The 15,020-nt window shown below is 42.5% G+C and carries 13 protein-coding genes; 1 reads left to right on the forward strand and 12 read right to left on the reverse strand.

Features of this window, described 5'->3' with window-relative positions; genetic code table 11:
* Window positions 1-190: 190 nt before the first annotated feature.
* Complete coding sequence (locus D0T66_RS15400; protein WP_163358192.1) at window positions 191-1,171, forward strand: family 43 glycosylhydrolase; 981 nt, start codon at window positions 191-193, stop codon at window positions 1,169-1,171.
* 61 nt (window positions 1,172-1,232) lie between these two features.
* Here the strand turns inward: D0T66_RS15400 and D0T66_RS15405 are convergent, their stop codons facing one another.
* The 12 genes from D0T66_RS15405 to rho all read right to left on the reverse strand — a co-directional run bounded on the left by D0T66_RS15405 (window position 1,233) and on the right by rho (window position 14,800).
* Window positions 1,233-2,597, reverse strand: a complete 1,365-nt coding sequence (locus tag D0T66_RS15405; RefSeq protein WP_163358193.1) for a DUF58 domain-containing protein — start codon at window positions 2,595-2,597, stop codon at window positions 1,233-1,235.
* Window positions 2,561-3,535: a MoxR family ATPase gene (locus tag D0T66_RS15410; RefSeq protein WP_163358194.1), complete on the reverse strand. Its 975-nt coding sequence runs from the start codon at window positions 3,533-3,535 to the stop codon at window positions 2,561-2,563. Before D0T66_RS15410 ends, D0T66_RS15405 begins: the two co-directional genes overlap by 37 nt.
* Window positions 3,536-3,550: 15 nt before the next feature.
* A complete protein-coding gene (locus D0T66_RS15415) occupies window positions 3,551-4,852 on the reverse strand; it encodes a DUF4350 domain-containing protein (protein ID WP_163358195.1) in 1,302 nt (433 codons plus the stop codon).
* Window positions 4,849-5,619 carry a hypothetical protein gene (locus D0T66_RS15420; protein WP_163358196.1) on the reverse strand — a complete coding sequence of 257 codons (771 nt, stop codon included), beginning with the start codon at window positions 5,617-5,619 and terminating at the stop codon, window positions 4,849-4,851. Before D0T66_RS15420 ends, D0T66_RS15415 begins: the two co-directional genes overlap by 4 nt.
* Window positions 5,620-5,669: 50 nt before the next feature.
* Window positions 5,670-6,539, reverse strand: a complete 870-nt coding sequence (locus D0T66_RS15425; protein WP_163358197.1) for a hypothetical protein — start codon at window positions 6,537-6,539, stop codon at window positions 5,670-5,672.
* Window positions 6,517-7,488: a stage II sporulation protein M gene (locus tag D0T66_RS15430; RefSeq protein ID WP_163358198.1), complete on the reverse strand. Its 972-nt coding sequence runs from the start codon at window positions 7,486-7,488 to the stop codon at window positions 6,517-6,519. Before D0T66_RS15430 ends, D0T66_RS15425 begins: the two co-directional genes overlap by 23 nt.
* An 85-nt stretch (window positions 7,489-7,573) precedes the next feature.
* Window positions 7,574-9,466, reverse strand: coding sequence for a biosynthetic arginine decarboxylase (speA, locus tag D0T66_RS15435; protein ID WP_163358199.1), 1,893 nt, complete (start codon window positions 9,464-9,466; stop codon window positions 7,574-7,576).
* 18 nt (window positions 9,467-9,484) lie between these two features.
* Window positions 9,485-9,946, reverse strand: a complete 462-nt coding sequence (locus D0T66_RS15440; protein ID WP_163358200.1) for a GyrI-like domain-containing protein — start codon at window positions 9,944-9,946, stop codon at window positions 9,485-9,487.
* Window positions 9,943-10,446 carry a flavin reductase gene (locus D0T66_RS15445; RefSeq protein ID WP_163358201.1) on the reverse strand — a complete coding sequence of 168 codons (504 nt, stop codon included), beginning with the start codon at window positions 10,444-10,446 and terminating at the stop codon, window positions 9,943-9,945. The genes D0T66_RS15440 and D0T66_RS15445 overlap by 4 nt, the downstream gene beginning before the upstream one ends.
* A 31-nt stretch (window positions 10,447-10,477) precedes the next feature.
* Entirely contained in the window at window positions 10,478-10,969 is a 492-nt protein-coding gene (locus tag D0T66_RS15450; protein ID WP_163358202.1) for a hypothetical protein, read from the reverse strand.
* 18 nt (window positions 10,970-10,987) lie between these two features.
* Window positions 10,988-12,775: a translation elongation factor 4 gene (gene lepA / locus D0T66_RS15455; RefSeq protein WP_163358203.1), complete on the reverse strand. Its 1,788-nt coding sequence runs from the start codon at window positions 12,773-12,775 to the stop codon at window positions 10,988-10,990.
* A gap of 168 nt (window positions 12,776-12,943) precedes the next feature.
* On the reverse strand, window positions 12,944-14,800 hold the full coding sequence (gene rho / locus D0T66_RS15460; RefSeq protein WP_163358204.1) for a transcription termination factor Rho: 1,857 nt from the start codon (window positions 14,798-14,800) through the stop codon (window positions 12,944-12,946).
* Window positions 14,801-15,020: the final 220 nt, after the last annotated feature.

The raw sequence follows: 15,020 nt of genomic DNA on the forward strand, positions 1-15,020 counted from the left end.
GATACACTATAATCCCTTTGCGTACGCCTTACGTACTCATTCTTAATTTCTTCCATAACATTACTTTTTTTTGTAACGCTATTTCAGGACCAGACATATCCATAAAATAAGAAAATGGTCGGGAGAGGATAAACTTCCGGCCATTATTTTATATCTTTGATTCCAAACTATAACCCTATAAATCTCAATTATGCGACTAGTCAATTACACATTAAGCCTCATTGTTCTTTTTCTTCTTGTGGGCGCACACGCATCGGCGCAACAACAAATGATGTTCGGTGATACTACGCGCTTAGGACGCCCCTACTCTAAAGATCCGCATGTTGTTAATTTCAGAGATGCATACTACATGTATTATTCCATCCCTCCGCAAGAGGGAAACCCCGAAAGCGGCTGGAACATCGGAATTGCAACAAGCAAAGATCTCATCAACTGGACAGTCATCGGAGACATAAAACCACAGGCAGCCTACGAAGCGAAAGGATTGTGTGCTCCCGGGGCATTGGTCAGGAACGACACGGTTCACCTTTTTTACCAGACATACGGAAATGGTCCGAAAGATGCCATTTGTCACGCCTATTCGACCGACGGTATCCACTTCGAACGGAATACCACCAATCCGATATTTTCACCGACAGGCGATTGGAATTGCGGGAGAGCCATAGACGCCGAAGTAGTGCTCTTTAAAGATAAATACTATCTCTACTTTGCCAGCCGTACACCGGATTATGAAATTCAGATACAGGGAGTAGCAACAGCGCCTGCAAATACGATGTTTAACAGAGAAGATTGGACGCAAGCCTGCGACGAAGCCATCCTTGCTCCCAAATATCCTTGGGAAGGAAAATGTGTCGAAGGAGCATCCGTCGTACAAGTCGGCGACGAGCTTGTGATGTTTTATGCCGGAGCTTATAACAATAATCCGCAACAGGTAGGCGTAGCCAAAAGTCGCGACGGCATCGTGTGGGAACGTTTATCGAATAAGCCTTTCCTCGCAAACGGCGATAAAGGTAGCTGGAACTACTGCGAATCGGGGCATCCGCATATTTTCAAAGATGCCAAAACGGGACGCACCTATCTCTTTTATCAGGGAAACAATGACTATGGAAGAACATGGCTTATCTCTCAAAAAGAAGTACTCTGGAATAATGGCGAGCCTTATATGAAATAATAGCAAAGGGCAAACTCGACGGTTTGCCCTTTTATCTTTTCATATAGTTATTTCTTTTGTTTTATATCAACCCTCTTGCCTTAAACTCGAGGTATTTATTGATAGAATCGATTGTCAGATGTTCCGGTTTGGACAAGATGGTGTGTATCCCTCTCCTATTCAGTTCCCGCACAATCAACTCTTTGTCGGTAGCCAGCTTTTCGGTCATCCCTTTCAGGAAAGAAGATTCGACATCATCCGGCTGCGAATCGAGGATATCGGTAAATTCCGAGTTCTCAAAAAATGCCACAAGTACCAAGTGGTCGCGCGTCAGACTGCTCAGGTATTTCAACTGACGACGCGTACCATTCACCGTTTCGAAATTCGTATACAGAATAATCAGGCTTCGTTGCGTAATTTTTCTCCGTACAGACACATAAAGACGCTCGTAATCCGATTCTTTAAAATCTGTTTTCTGCGCATACAAAGCTTCCAGAATAACATTGCGCTGACGGCGATGCTTATCGGCCGGCACAATCTCGTCTATCGTATTGGAGAACGTTATAAGCCCTACTTTATCATCTTTGTTCAAAGCCGTACTGGCAACCATCAGAGTAGAGTTAATCGCATAATCGAGCAAGGTCAAGCCATTGAAAGGCATCTTCATCGTGCGCCCTTTGTCGATGATACAATATACGGGCTGCGAACGCTCGTCCTGATAAGTATTCACCATCAGTTGGTTAGCCCGTGCCGTCGCCTTATAATTGATTGTACGCGGATCGTCACCGAAAACATATTGCTTTATCTGGTCAAATTCGGTAGCATGCCCTATACGGCGTATACGCTTAATACCATAATCGGTTAAGCGGTGCGATGCTGCCAACAATTCAAATTTCCGCATCTCAAGGAAGGAAGGATATACGGCTACTTCTTTCTCTACATCGCAAATATAGCGACGCGAAACAAGCCCTAATACTCCTGTGACGAATACATTGATATGCCCGAAATGATATACTCCTCGTTGGGTTGGACGCAGTTCATAATATAGATTCTGTGATTCGCCCGGAGCCATTTTGGTACGGAAAATCAGATCCCTTTTCTGAAACTGGAAAGGGACTTCCTCGACCAGCATAACGGATGCTGTGAAAGAATATAAATTTTTAATGCTTATCGAAATCGGATTTTGGTCGCCATTCGACAAACGATCGGGGCAATAGCGTGTAGCTTCGAAGCCACGGCGATTGGCATACAACGAGAGCAAATCGGCAATAACCAATACAACAAATGCCCCTAAGGCTAACAAAACAAAGAAAAACAGATTGTCGAGCGTATAACACATAAAGAACCCTATCACACAAATACTGAGTGCGATAAAGAACCTCCGCTGTAGGTATAAGCTCTTAAAGAAACTTATCTTGGCACCTGTGTTTTGTCTATTATCTGGCATACAATCGTATCGGTAGACGTTCCGTCCATTTCTTTTTCGGGGGTAAGTAATATTCTGTGGCGCAGTACAGGTACGGCCATTTCTTTGATATCTTCCGGCATAACGAAGTCGCGCCCTCTGACAGCAGCTAATGCTTTGGATGCGTTGAAGATAGCCAACGATGCACGCGGCGAAGCGCCCAACGTAATCCACGGGCTTTGGCGCGTAGCGGCAACTATCTGAGCGATATATTCGTATAGATGTCTCTCTACCAATACTTTGCTTACTGCCTCGCGAAGATTGCGCAGGCGGTCAGCCGAAAGGATTGGATTAATGCCTATTTCAGACGATAACAGGCCCTTATCCTGACGTTCGAGGATGGCTATTTCGTCTACAATATTCGGATAATCAACCAGAATCTTAAACAGGAAACGGTCGAGCTGCGCTTCGGGCAAGCGGTATGTACCTTCTTGCTCCACAGGGTTTTGTGTAGCTACCACAAGAAACGGATAATCCAGTTTGTAGGTTGTTCCGTCATTTGTTATCTGGCGCTCTTCCATCACCTCGAACAAGGCCGCCTGTGTCTTGGCCGGCGAACGGTTTATCTCGTCAATCAGAACGATATTGGAAAATATCGGCCCTTTCTTAAATTCGAATTTTCCGGCAGACGGGATAAATACACTCGTTCCCAATACATCCGAAGGCATCAGGTCGGGCGTAAACTGTATACGGCTGAATCCGGCATCGATGGTCTTAGCCAGTAGTTTTGCCGATAATGTCTTAGCTACTCCCGGTACACCTTCCACAAGGATATGTCCATTGGCAAGGATGGCAACTATCATTTGCTCGATAAGCTGATGCTGTCCGACAATCACCCGTCCTATCTCTTCTTTTATCTGCTGCACACTCTGGTTCAGCTCGGTAAAATCGATTCTCGATTGAAACTCTAAATCTGACATAGTATCTTTGTTTTATTAATTTTTTACATGACGATAGAATTCTTCCAGCAAATCGGTGAATTCCCAATAATAATTCTTAGCCGTAGCCGGATAGCGCATTACATTCTTATATGCAAAGAACATCTGGCTTAGTTTTTCCTTACTCATCCCCGACTTCATATACAGGATTTCGATAAACTCGTCATCCAGAGCAAATTCGGATGAGGCGGACAGGTAATAGTTCTTTCGTATAAAATCCAGCAAATAGGTCATCCTGTATCTGGCTATGGAAGCGTAGTCCTGTTTCCGGTAGAAAAGGTTGCTCAGCGTTCCTGCAAATTCGACCGATGAATTCACCGGCGGCTTCATAACAGGTATAGCCCGCTGGATGCGTTTCGATTCGAAAATCATATACAACAGCAATCCTATCACAATGAGGTATAGAGCGATGCGGAGCGAAACACTGTTGAGCATAACGCGGAAAATACTCTGCTCACCTATAAGACCTTGTTTTTGGTATTCGTCCCACAATATGTTGTTACTCCGGGGAATATAAGATAAACAATGGAAAGCAAAGTCATATTTATCCTTTTTCAGCATGTGTATGTTCGAGAACATAATAGGCATGGTATGCAGGTAGATATTCCCTTTTCCGTATTTTATCTGTACAAAGACCGTATCGTTCTGATTATTGGTTGCCAGCACCTTGTACGGATGCGGACAATCTTTCATCTGTAATTTGGTATTTGCTTCGTAGTTTCTCAGCCTGAAAGATTTATTCTTGTAATCGGCTAATAAATAGGTAGAATCCATCGTAAAAAACTTCCGGCGATCGTTTACCCCCAGTGTATCGAGTAAGGTATGGGATATTTTCTCTGCCGAAATAAAGGCATTGTTTCCTATGCCCACAAAATCCAGAAAATACGGTGTATCCGCATCCTCCAAATCAAATTCGAGGTTGACGAACATATACGTCGTCGTATCAATCAAGTCGTCTACTGTATTGTAAAACGACATATCGATTACGGGAGGGGTATATTCTTCGCCATCATCATCGTAACTATATTCGTCCTCCTCGTTATCGTAATAATAGATATATCCGTCGAGGTATTTCTGAACATTATTATAAACGGGCTGGCGCGTGGTATATACGGCAGCATCGTCGGTGATATCTTTCAGCAATTCGTATGTAATATACGTACCATAAGGATTCGTATCGGAATTGTATAAGGTAGGCTCCCACGAAGGTGGCTTCTTCTCATTCGATTTCGCCCACGAAAGAACGAGAAGCAAGAGCACCGAAACGATGACAACTATCAGGACTTTTTTATCTTTCATCGGCTTACCAGTTTATTAAATTCGTCTAACTCACTGTATGCCTTCGAAAAGCCATTCTCATCTATCGGGAATTCACCATACCACACATAGTCGAAAATAAAGGTGGTATCGAGGAATCTATCGCGTAAAGCATTGTCTTGTATTTCGTACTGATAGCTGCTATTGGTTTTAGTTTCGTTCCATTTGATAAATTCTTTATCTGCCAACGCTTTCAGGTTTTTGAGGTACATGAAACGGACAACAAGCCTGTAATCCTTGTTTTTCAGGGCATTGCTTATCAATGTATCGAAATCCATTTCGTGCACATTCTCCGAATAAATATCGATAGACGGTGCATCGAGCTTTTTCCGTCCTATCATAGTCCCCACATTTACTCCTGCCAGCTTCAATATAATCAGTACAATAACCAATATCAGGACAAATATGAAGACATATCCCATAATGCCCCAAGTAGTGCCTGAAGTCAGGACAGAGCCAAGCATATCTGCAAGCCAACTTTTGAAACGCTCCCACCAGGATGCTTTATAAAGTTCTATGTCGTAACGGAAGCGGTTATCTTCGCGAAATTCCTCTATCTTTTCTTCGGGGGGAAGGCGATATTCGGGCGCTTGAAACTCGGTCAATGCAGGAATGAAACCATCAGCCGCAACGTCGCCATTGGATGAGGTTTCTGTAACTTCAATATTTTCCGTTTTACCAGCAGTGGTATTCTGTGCTGCAACATTCATAGCCAAGCAGATAAGGAGTATCGTCAGAATACCCCTCATGAGCGTTGTTGTATGAGTGTTACAGATAGTCACCTGTCTATTGGTATATTTCAGTTGTAATATTGGTCGTTATTGCTATTTCCCTGAGGTTGTTCTATTTCGCCTAAGCTGTCGATATCTGTGTTTATCTCGATATGGTCTACATCGCTGCGACGGCTGAAATATAATACTCCTATAGCGACACCACTTATTGGCATCAACAACAAGCTTCCGGCTTGTGCAATGAAAGATGATATATAGATTACAATATCGCTGCCAAGAGCTGGAATATCAAAGGCGACCCCTAAAGCAGGAAGAAATGTTCCAAGAGAAAATATCCAAGAGAGTATCCACATAAGGATTCCAACTATCAGCATAAACCCGAATGTAACGAACCAGTTATCTTTTACCAATTCCCAGCTGCGAGAGAAAGAGTCGATAATAGAAGAATCTTCCGCCACATATACAAATTGGTAGAATAATAGATAAATAAGCACTATAATCCCCGGTATAACACAAAGTAAAAAACCGATTCCGACACCCAGGCCATAAAGAATACTTGCCCCGAACAAAGGAAGGAAAACGCTTTTCATGCGTTTCCAGACTTCTTTGTTGTCGACTACTATTCCTTTGGTTTCGGTATATTTAACCATATAAATAATGGTATAATAAGTTACACACAGGTTAACTATCATACTCAAAATGCTTCCTAATATAACCTTTGCGCTACCATACAGCAAAAACATGTCGTTAAAGTCGCGGACATTCTCGACTCCCTTCAACCCCATCAAAAGGTAGGTTACAACAAGCATCACAGGAAAAGCAAAGATAATCCCTTTGATTATCGGCCCGAAGTTTTGTTTAAGGAAGTCAAATAAGACATTGAAATTCTCGCTGAAATCGCGAACCCTGTAAAGGTTAATTTTCTCCTGATGTTCCATTTATCTTTTTATTTAATTTGTGAGGATAGTAAAAGAAGTACCATATAATAAAGAATGCCGAGACGGCTATTATTGCTATTTTAATCGCATCGGGCATTTCGGTCATCCGCGTAATATAGCTTTCGATAAAGGCAGCTACCACAAACACAGGAACCAACCCGACCACTATCTTCAAGGCATTTTTCACAGCCCGTTGGACAGATACCGTCCGTTTATAACTACCGGGGAACATAATGCTGTTTCCCAATAATATACCCGCACCTCCGGCTATCACAATAGCCGATATCTCGAGCGTACCATGCAGCCATATGGCGCTGGCAGAGGTCCATAGAAGCCCTTTCTTGAAAAAGAAATACTGAAACACCCCTATCATGACACCATTGGTAAACATAACATATACCGTGCCGACGGAAAAGAGTATCCCCATTATAAAGGCTATAAAGGCTACTTTTATATTATTGGTAGATATAACATAGTACATAACCTCCTGATCCATCTTCTTATAGACACCCATCGGGTCTCCTTTATTGATGTTATCTTCGGTCATATTGACATATTCGGAGCCAAGTATAAGATTGGCGAAAGTCGAATCCTGCGATTGGGAGAAAGCCCCGAGCAGCACACCGGCAATCAATGCGATAAACGAGTATAGCATATACTTGCGGCTTTTATACATAATCATCGGGAGTTCTTCTTTCCAGAAACGGACAAAACGTCCTTTGGCACGCTGGCGATAGCGATATAAACCTATAAAATAATATCCGGCAAGCTTATTCAAATACCTCACGGTCTGCGAACGGGGGTAGAAGGTGCGCGCATACGACAAATCGTCTGTCAACTCCACAAAGTTGTCAGCAATAGTCTCCGCCGGAATCTCCGTTTTATTAGACTCGGCTTCGATACGTTGCCATTTCTCCCGGTTTGATTTTATAAATGCAGCTTCCCTCATTCAGCGTATATCAATAAGCGATTACCTTGTTTGCATGTTTATAGGATACAAATATAGCTTTTCATTTTAAAATATTAACACAATTTTATTCCAAATAAGTATACCCATATAGCCCCGAACGATAATTCGACAGGAATTCTTTTCCTTCTTCTACCGTTATCGTACCCTGTTTCACACTGGTAGTAACCCATGTTTCCACTGTGCGAACCAGTTTTTTGGCATTGTATTGGGCATAATCGAGCACTTCGGCAACTGTTTCGCCATCAATCATTTGCTCTATCTTGTAACCGTTATCATCTACCGAAACATGTACGGCATTCGTATCACCAAACAGGTTATGCAAATCTCCCAGAATCTCCTGATAAGCACCGACAAGAAAAACACCTAAGAAATAGCGTTCGTTTTTCTTTTTGTTATGCACAGGCAGATAAGGAGACTGGCTTCCATTGGAAATAAAATTATCTATTTTTCCGTCCGAATCGCAGGTAATATCCTGTAAAGTCGCCGATTTATCCGGCTTTTCATCTAAACGGTGAATCGGAATAATAGGGAATACCTGATCGATAGCCCATGAATCGGGCAAAGACTGGAATAGCGAGAAATTACAGAAGTATTTATCCGGCAACAGTTTCGATAGCTGCTTCAATTCTTCGGGAGCATGTTTCGCTTTGCCTGCAATCTGATATATTTCGCGGGCAATGGAAAAGTATAATCTCTCCACCTGCGCTCTGGTAAGCAAATCCAACAAGCCCAAGCTGAACAAGTCTAATGCTTCTTCCCTGATTTGCTGCGCATCGTGCCACGCTTCCAACATGCGCGACTGGTTGAGGTCATCCCATATTTGGTATAGCTCTTTTACTAATTCGTGGGCATCGTCACCGATTTCTTCCGTTTCGTTCCACTCCGGCAAAGTCGCTGTTTCCAGCACTTCGAATACCAGAATAGAGTGGTGCGCCGTAAGCGAACGCCCCGATTCGGTAATAATATTCGGATGCGGGATTTCGTTTTTGTCGGCTGCATCTACCATCGTCGCAACGGAGTCGTTTACATACTCCTGTATGGAATAGTTGACGCTGCTTTCGCTATACGACGAACGTGTACCATCATAATCGACACCGAGACCTCCGCCAATATCGACAAATTCGACAGCAAAGCCCATCGAGTGCAATTGCACATAAAACTGTGCAGCTTCGCGCAACGCTGTCTTGATACGGCGTATTTTGGTAACCTGACTACCGATGTGGAAGTGAATCAAACGAAGCGATTCTTTCATATTGTTCTTTTCCAGATACTCCAATGCTTCGAGTAACTCACTGGAATTCAAACCAAATTTACTACCATCGCCTCCCGATTCTTCCCATTTGCCGCTTCCCGAACTCGCCAGTTTAATACGGATACCGATATTCGGCACTATTTTGAGCCGTTTAGCAATTTTGGTTATTAATGGCAGTTCGTTCAGCTTTTCTACAACGATAAATATCTGTTTACCCATCTTTTGGGCCAACAAAGCCAATTCGATATAGCTTTCGTCTTTGTATCCGTTGCAGATAATCAACGATTCGGGATCGGTATTAATAGCAATTATAGCATGTAGCTCCGGCTTAGAACCGGCCTCCAAGCCTATATTGAATTTCTTACCGTGACTGACAAGTTCTTCGACCACAGGACGCATCTGATTCACCTTGATAGGGTATATCAAATAGTTCTGCCCTTTATATTCGTACTCTTTAGCTGCTTTTTTGAAGCAAGTCGATATTTTTTCGATACGGTTATCCAATATATCCGGAAAACGCAACAAGACAGGAGCATCGATATCCCGAATTTGTAATTCGTCTATCAGTTCCTTCAAGTCTACACTTGCTCCTTCTTTCTTAGGAGTTACTGTTACATTTCCTTTCTCGTTAACCGAAAAATAATTGATCCCCCACCCTGATATGTTATAGAGTTCAATAGAATCTTCGACACGCCATTTTCTCATTTCTTTTGTCTGATATAATTATTTAACTGATAAAAATGTTGTAACTTTTATATTTGGCGGATTGTCTGCATCCCTTTGGTACACATCGAAATCCGCTGTATATTTTCTGTCGTAATCCGATTGCCAGATATGCATCCACGTCTGCAAGACAGCCTCAGCTCCATCCTCTTCCGGCACGAATTTGTAATATTCACCACCGACAATATCTTTATAAACAAACTCATCGTTGGTATCGTTCGTATTCGAAACCATACATCCGATGATAGTGGTATAGGCACCCATGAAATCGCTCTCGTAGTCTGTATAGATGCAATAAACATCGTCCGATACCTTGAAAGGAATGGCATCGGCAATATTATTCTCCAAAAACTCCTGCCATAGCCCGGCAATATCTTGTTCGGCCTTGTTGTCTTTGTTTGTCGTCCTTACAGCAATACCGACTACCGAAAAGCTATCTAATGCTACTTTTTCGTATTTCATTTTTGCAATATTTTAGTGACTTCCGCCACATAAAGATAGTGAAAATCCTTTTCGGGATACCATTGGTCGATGATACCTTTATCGAGGAAGGATGCTTCGGACAAGGGTTGTACAAAAAGCTTCTTCGCAAAGATAGCTGTATGGGCTTCTTCAAAATAAGGTATACTGTTATCCATTACGGTATGGAAACCGGCTCTCGCAATCTTATCTTCGTCGCGTCCCGATACTTTTCCCAGATAACCCAAATCTTTGAGATATTGTTTATCGAAGAATGTCAGCGAAAAGAAGTCCGTATTATCTACAAATTCCTTCGTATAGCGTTGCGGACGAATCACCACAAATACCACTTCTTTGTTCCACATCACACCGAACCCGCCCCAACTGGCAGTCATGGTGTTGGCTTTGCCGTCTTTCTGTGCCGAAATCAGCATCCACTTATTTTTCAACCCGAAAGCATCGGGTGTGAAGTCTTTTATATTTATTTCTTTAAATTGAGTCATTTCTTTTATTTTTTATCTCTGCCAAATTGCTTTATTTATCCTTCATAACTTGTAGCAGCTCCAAAAAAGGCTTTAAACTATCCCTGTATTGCAAAGTTATATAATCCTTATCGACGGGTTTGGTTAAAAGAAAGTACGGGTTGGATGGATAATAATTGATATCTCCTATTAAAATAAAATAAGATGTACCCAAACCACCCGATGGACTGAAGTTGTTCTCGTATGTTTCAAATTCAGGAGCAGCTCTTCGTTCTTTCTCAACTACAATAATATCTTTAACATCCCCATAATCGTATTCTATTTTTTTGAAAAGGCTCTTATATACGACCTTGTTCTCATCAAAAGTTATGCTGATAATAAAAAAACGATGAACAAGAAGAAGCATAAATAAAAAAATAAGAGCAACCATCACATAGCCCAATATATTACCTACAGCAGCAAATATGAGGAGAAAAAGTATAAAAGGAATGAGAAGAATAAAGAATAGTCCTTTTCCTTTATAGTAGTTGAATGTCTTTTGCATAGTTCAAGCTTTTTATGATTAATCTAATTTCAAGACCGCCAAGAATGCTTTCTGCGGAACTTCCACATTACCAACCTGTTTCATACGTTTCTTACCCTCTTTTTGTTTTTCGAGGAGTTTACGTTTACGTGAGATATCACCACCATAACACTTAGCCGTCACGTCTTTACGAACAGCTTTAATGGTTTCGCGGGCAATAATCTTCGCACCGATAGCCGCTTGTATGGCTATATCGAATTGCTGGCGAGGGATTAATTCCTTCAACTTCTCGCACATACGGCGGCCGAAATTCACGGCATTGTCTACGTGCGTCAACGTGGAAAGGGCATCTACCGATTCGCCATTCAGCAATATATCTAACTTAACCAACTTCGATTCGCGATAGTCGTGCATGTGGTAATCGAACGAAGCATAGCCTTTGGAGATACTTTTCAGCTTGTCATAGAAGTCTATTACAATCTCCGCCAACGGCATATCGTATGTAATCTCGATACGGTCGCCCGAGATATATTCCTGCTTCAACAATATACCACGCTTACCCAGACAAAGGGTCATAATAGGACCTATATAGGCCGTATTCGTGATAACGGATGCGCGGATATAGGGTTCTTCGATATAATCTATCAACGTCTGATCGGGTAATCCCGATGGATTATGTACTTCTTTGATAGTTCCTTTTTTATCATGTACCAAATACGACACATTCGGAACGGTAGTGATGACATCCATATTGAATTCCCTTTCGAGACGTTCCTGAATAATCTCCATGTGCAACAGCCCCAAGAATCCGCATCGGAAACCAAAGCCTAATGCCACAGACGATTCCGGCTGGAAGGTCAGGGAAGCATCATTCAATTGCAATTTCTCCAAAGAAGCGCGCAAATCCTCGAAATCTTCGCTTTCGATCGGATATACTCCGGCAAAGACCATCGGCTTAACTTCTTCGAAACCTTCGATAGCCTTTTCGCAAGGACGTTTCACATGCGTGATCGTATCCCCTACTTTTACTTCTTTCGATGTTTTTATTCCCGAAATGATATATCCCACATCGCCGCATTGAATCTCGTTTTTCGGAGACATAGCCAATTTCAGTACGCCTACCTCATCGGCATCGTATTCTTTTCCTGTATTGAAGAATTTGACTAAATCGCCTTTACGGATGGAGCCGTTCACGACTTTGAAATAGGCAATAATACCACGGAATGAGTTGAACACCGAATCGAATATCAAGGCCTGCAACGGAGCTTCGGGATCGCCTTTCGGGGCAGGAATACGTTCTATAATAGCCCTAAGGATATCATATACACCCTCCCCTGTTTTGCCACTGGCACGGATAATCTCTTCCGGTTTAACCCCTAACAGCTCGATAATCTGATCTTCCACTTCGTCGGGCATAGCTGTTGGCAGATCTATCTTATTCAAGATAGGGATTATCTCCAAATCGTTATCGATAGCCATATAGAGGTTCGATATGGTCTGTGCCTGTATTCCCTGTGCTGCGTCTACGATCAACAAGGCGCCTTCGCAGGCAGCAATGGAACGGGAAACTTCGTACGAAAAGTCTACGTGTCCCGGTGTATCAATCAGATTCAGGATGTATTTTTCCCCGTCGAGGGTATATTCCATCTGTATCGCATGGCTCTTGATGGTAATACCGCGTTCGCGCTCCAAGTCCATATCGTCCAGCACTTGCGCTTGCAAGTCTTTCCCTTCCACCGTTTTGGTATATTCCAGTAAACGGTCGGCAAGGGTACTTTTACCATGGTCGATGTGTGCAATGATACAAAAGTTGCGTATTTTATTCATTCTTTATTATTCGGTTCTAACAATGTATATTAATCCTAATTTAAAAAGGAGTACAAAGATACAACTAAATACGGAATAGTAATATACTTGAGGGGGATTGATAGTATTTTTACAGATAAAAAAAGAGGAAGATCACTCTCCCTCTTTACAAAAATATCTTACAAATTCTTACCTGTCGTTCATCGAGATAAGGAATTCTTCGTTGTTTTTCGTCTTACGCAAACGGTCTTCGAGGAATTGCATAGCCTCCACCGAGTTCATATCCGACAGGAAGTTGCGCAGAATCCACATACGGCTGAGCGTATCGCGGTCGAGCAACAAATCGTCGCGGCGTGTACTCGAAGCAATAATATCCACAGCAGGGAAAATACGCTTGTTCGACAATTTGCGGTCGAGCTGAAGCTCCATATTACCTGTACCTTTAAATTCTTCGAAGATAACGTCATCCATCTTAGAACCCGTTTCGGTCAATGCTGTTGCGATAATCGTCAACGAACCTCCGTTTTCGATGTTACGTGCCGCCCCGAAGAAGCGTTTAGGTTTGTGCAATGCATTAGCATCCACCCCTCCCGTCAACACCTTACCCGATGCAGGTTGTACTGTATTGTAAGCACGTGCCAGACGCGTGATGGAGTCGAGAAGAATAACCACATCGTGTCCACATTCCACCATTCGCTTCGCCTTGTTCAAAACGATTTCGGCTATCTTCACGTGGCGATCGGCCGGTTCGTCGAATGTAGATGCAATAACTTCCGCATTTACACTGCGCTCCATATCCGTCACCTCTTCCGGGCGTTCGTCTATGAGCAGCACTATCATATACACTTCCGGATGATTGCTTGCTATGGCATTGGCTACATCTTTCAGCAAAGTTGTCTTACCCGTTTTCGGTTGAGCGACAATCAGTCCACGCTGTCCTTTACCTATCGGCGAGAACAAGTCTACCACACGGCACGAAAGGTTATCACCGTAGCCTTTTGTTAAGCTGAACTTTTCATTCGGGAAAAGCGGTTTCAAGTGGTCGAACGGCACACGGTCGCGCACTTCGTCAGGCGTACGGCCATTAATCCTGTCGACTTTAACCAGCGGAAAGAATTTTTCCGATTCTTTCGGCGGGCGGATAGGTCCTTCTACAACATCACCCGTTTTAAGTCCGAAAAGACGGATTTGCGATTGCGAAATGTATACATCATCCGGCGACGACATATAGTTATAATCGGATGAGCGTAAGAATCCATATCCTTCCTGCATAATTTCGAGTACTCCCGAAGCAGTCAGTATTCCTTCAAAATCAAAAACTTTCTCTTGTTGCTTCTGATTGTTATTATTTTGCTTGTTATTGTTCCCGTGATTATTCTGCTTAGGGGCAGGAGCAGCAACCATTTCCACATGTTCCGGCTCTTCCACCACAGGCGTCACATCTGTATCGACCTGAAGCAAAGGCAACAACGGCTCAGGAGCTGTAGCTGCTTCTTCCGGCAAATCCTCTCTTGTTTTCTTCGAACGGAAAACCAATTGAGATGGTCGTTGCGGTTGAGCTTGTTGGGTATTTTGTTTATTATTCTGGTTGCTGTTAGCATTGTTATTCGTTCTAACAGCTTCCTTTGTTACGGGAGGTAGTGTCGCCGCCACTTTTTCTTCCGGAGCAGCAACCGGCGCTTTTTCGGCAGCAGGTTTAGCTTCCTTTTTTTCTGTTTTTTCAGGTGCAGCCGGTTTTTCAGCCTTTTCTGTTTTTTCAGCTTTTTTCTCTTCTTTGAGTGGGGCTGCTTGCTTGTTCTTGCCAGCAGAAGGTTTAGGAGAAGCCGGTGCTTTTTTCGAAGCGGCGTTTTTCTCTTTCATCTCTTCTTTTTTTGTGTCTTGCTGGTTTTTGTTACGTGCCTCAATGACTGCTTGCTCGTCAAGAATCTTATATATCAATTCTTCTTTCTTATAAGCATCGGGACGTCTTATTCCCAATTCCTTTGCAATAGTACGCAATTCGAGTGTCAGCTTTTCATTAAGCTCCAAAATGTTGTATATACGCATTGTATAAATAATATGTTTATAATAATAATTGTTGGAATGAATACATTATTATGGTCAAACGCTCAATAAGGTTCTTTCTTTAAAACTAACTTTAGATGAAATTATTACTTTCACCCCGAATACAGAATATATTAAATATTCAAGCACACTTTTTATGTAAAATGAAATAAAGGAAAGAAAACATATTAGGTCAGTTAACCAATGTGTTTATATTTACGGA

The organism is Dysgonomonas sp. 25, from assembly GCF_010501075.1.
GTDB lineage: Bacteria > Bacteroidota > Bacteroidia > Bacteroidales > Dysgonomonadaceae > Dysgonomonas.

Bases quoted from the DNA above. Each gene is read 5' to 3' on its own strand.
- D0T66_RS15415 (WP_163358195.1), bottom strand. From the start codon at position 4,852: ATGAAAGATAAAAAAGTCCTGATAGTTGTCATCGTTTCGGTGCTCTTG.
- D0T66_RS15420 (WP_163358196.1), bottom strand. From the start codon at position 5,619: ATGAGGGGTATTCTGACGATACTCCTTATCTGCTTGGCTATGAATGTT.
- D0T66_RS15410 (WP_163358194.1), bottom strand. From the start codon at position 3,535: ATGTCAGATTTAGAGTTTCAATCGAGAATCGATTTTACCGAGCTGAAC.
- rho (WP_163358204.1), bottom strand. From the start codon at position 14,800: ATGCGTATATACAACATTTTGGAGCTTAATGAAAAGCTGACACTCGAA.
- D0T66_RS15425 (WP_163358197.1), bottom strand. From the start codon at position 6,539: ATGGAACATCAGGAGAAAATTAACCTTTACAGGGTTCGCGATTTCAGC.
- D0T66_RS15440 (WP_163358200.1), bottom strand. From the start codon at position 9,946: ATGAAATACGAAAAAGTAGCATTAGATAGCTTTTCGGTAGTCGGTATT.
- speA (WP_163358199.1), bottom strand. From the start codon at position 9,466: ATGAGAAAATGGCGTGTCGAAGATTCTATTGAACTCTATAACATATCA.
- D0T66_RS15430 (WP_163358198.1), bottom strand. From the start codon at position 7,488: ATGAGGGAAGCTGCATTTATAAAATCAAACCGGGAGAAATGGCAACGT.
- D0T66_RS15400 (WP_163358192.1), top strand. From the start codon at position 191: ATGCGACTAGTCAATTACACATTAAGCCTCATTGTTCTTTTTCTTCTT.
- D0T66_RS15445 (WP_163358201.1), bottom strand. From the start codon at position 10,446: ATGACTCAATTTAAAGAAATAAATATAAAAGACTTCACACCCGATGCT.
- D0T66_RS15450 (WP_163358202.1), bottom strand. From the start codon at position 10,969: ATGCAAAAGACATTCAACTACTATAAAGGAAAAGGACTATTCTTTATT.
- lepA (WP_163358203.1), bottom strand. From the start codon at position 12,775: ATGAATAAAATACGCAACTTTTGTATCATTGCACACATCGACCATGGT.
- D0T66_RS15405 (WP_163358193.1), bottom strand. From the start codon at position 2,597: ATGCCAGATAATAGACAAAACACAGGTGCCAAGATAAGTTTCTTTAAG.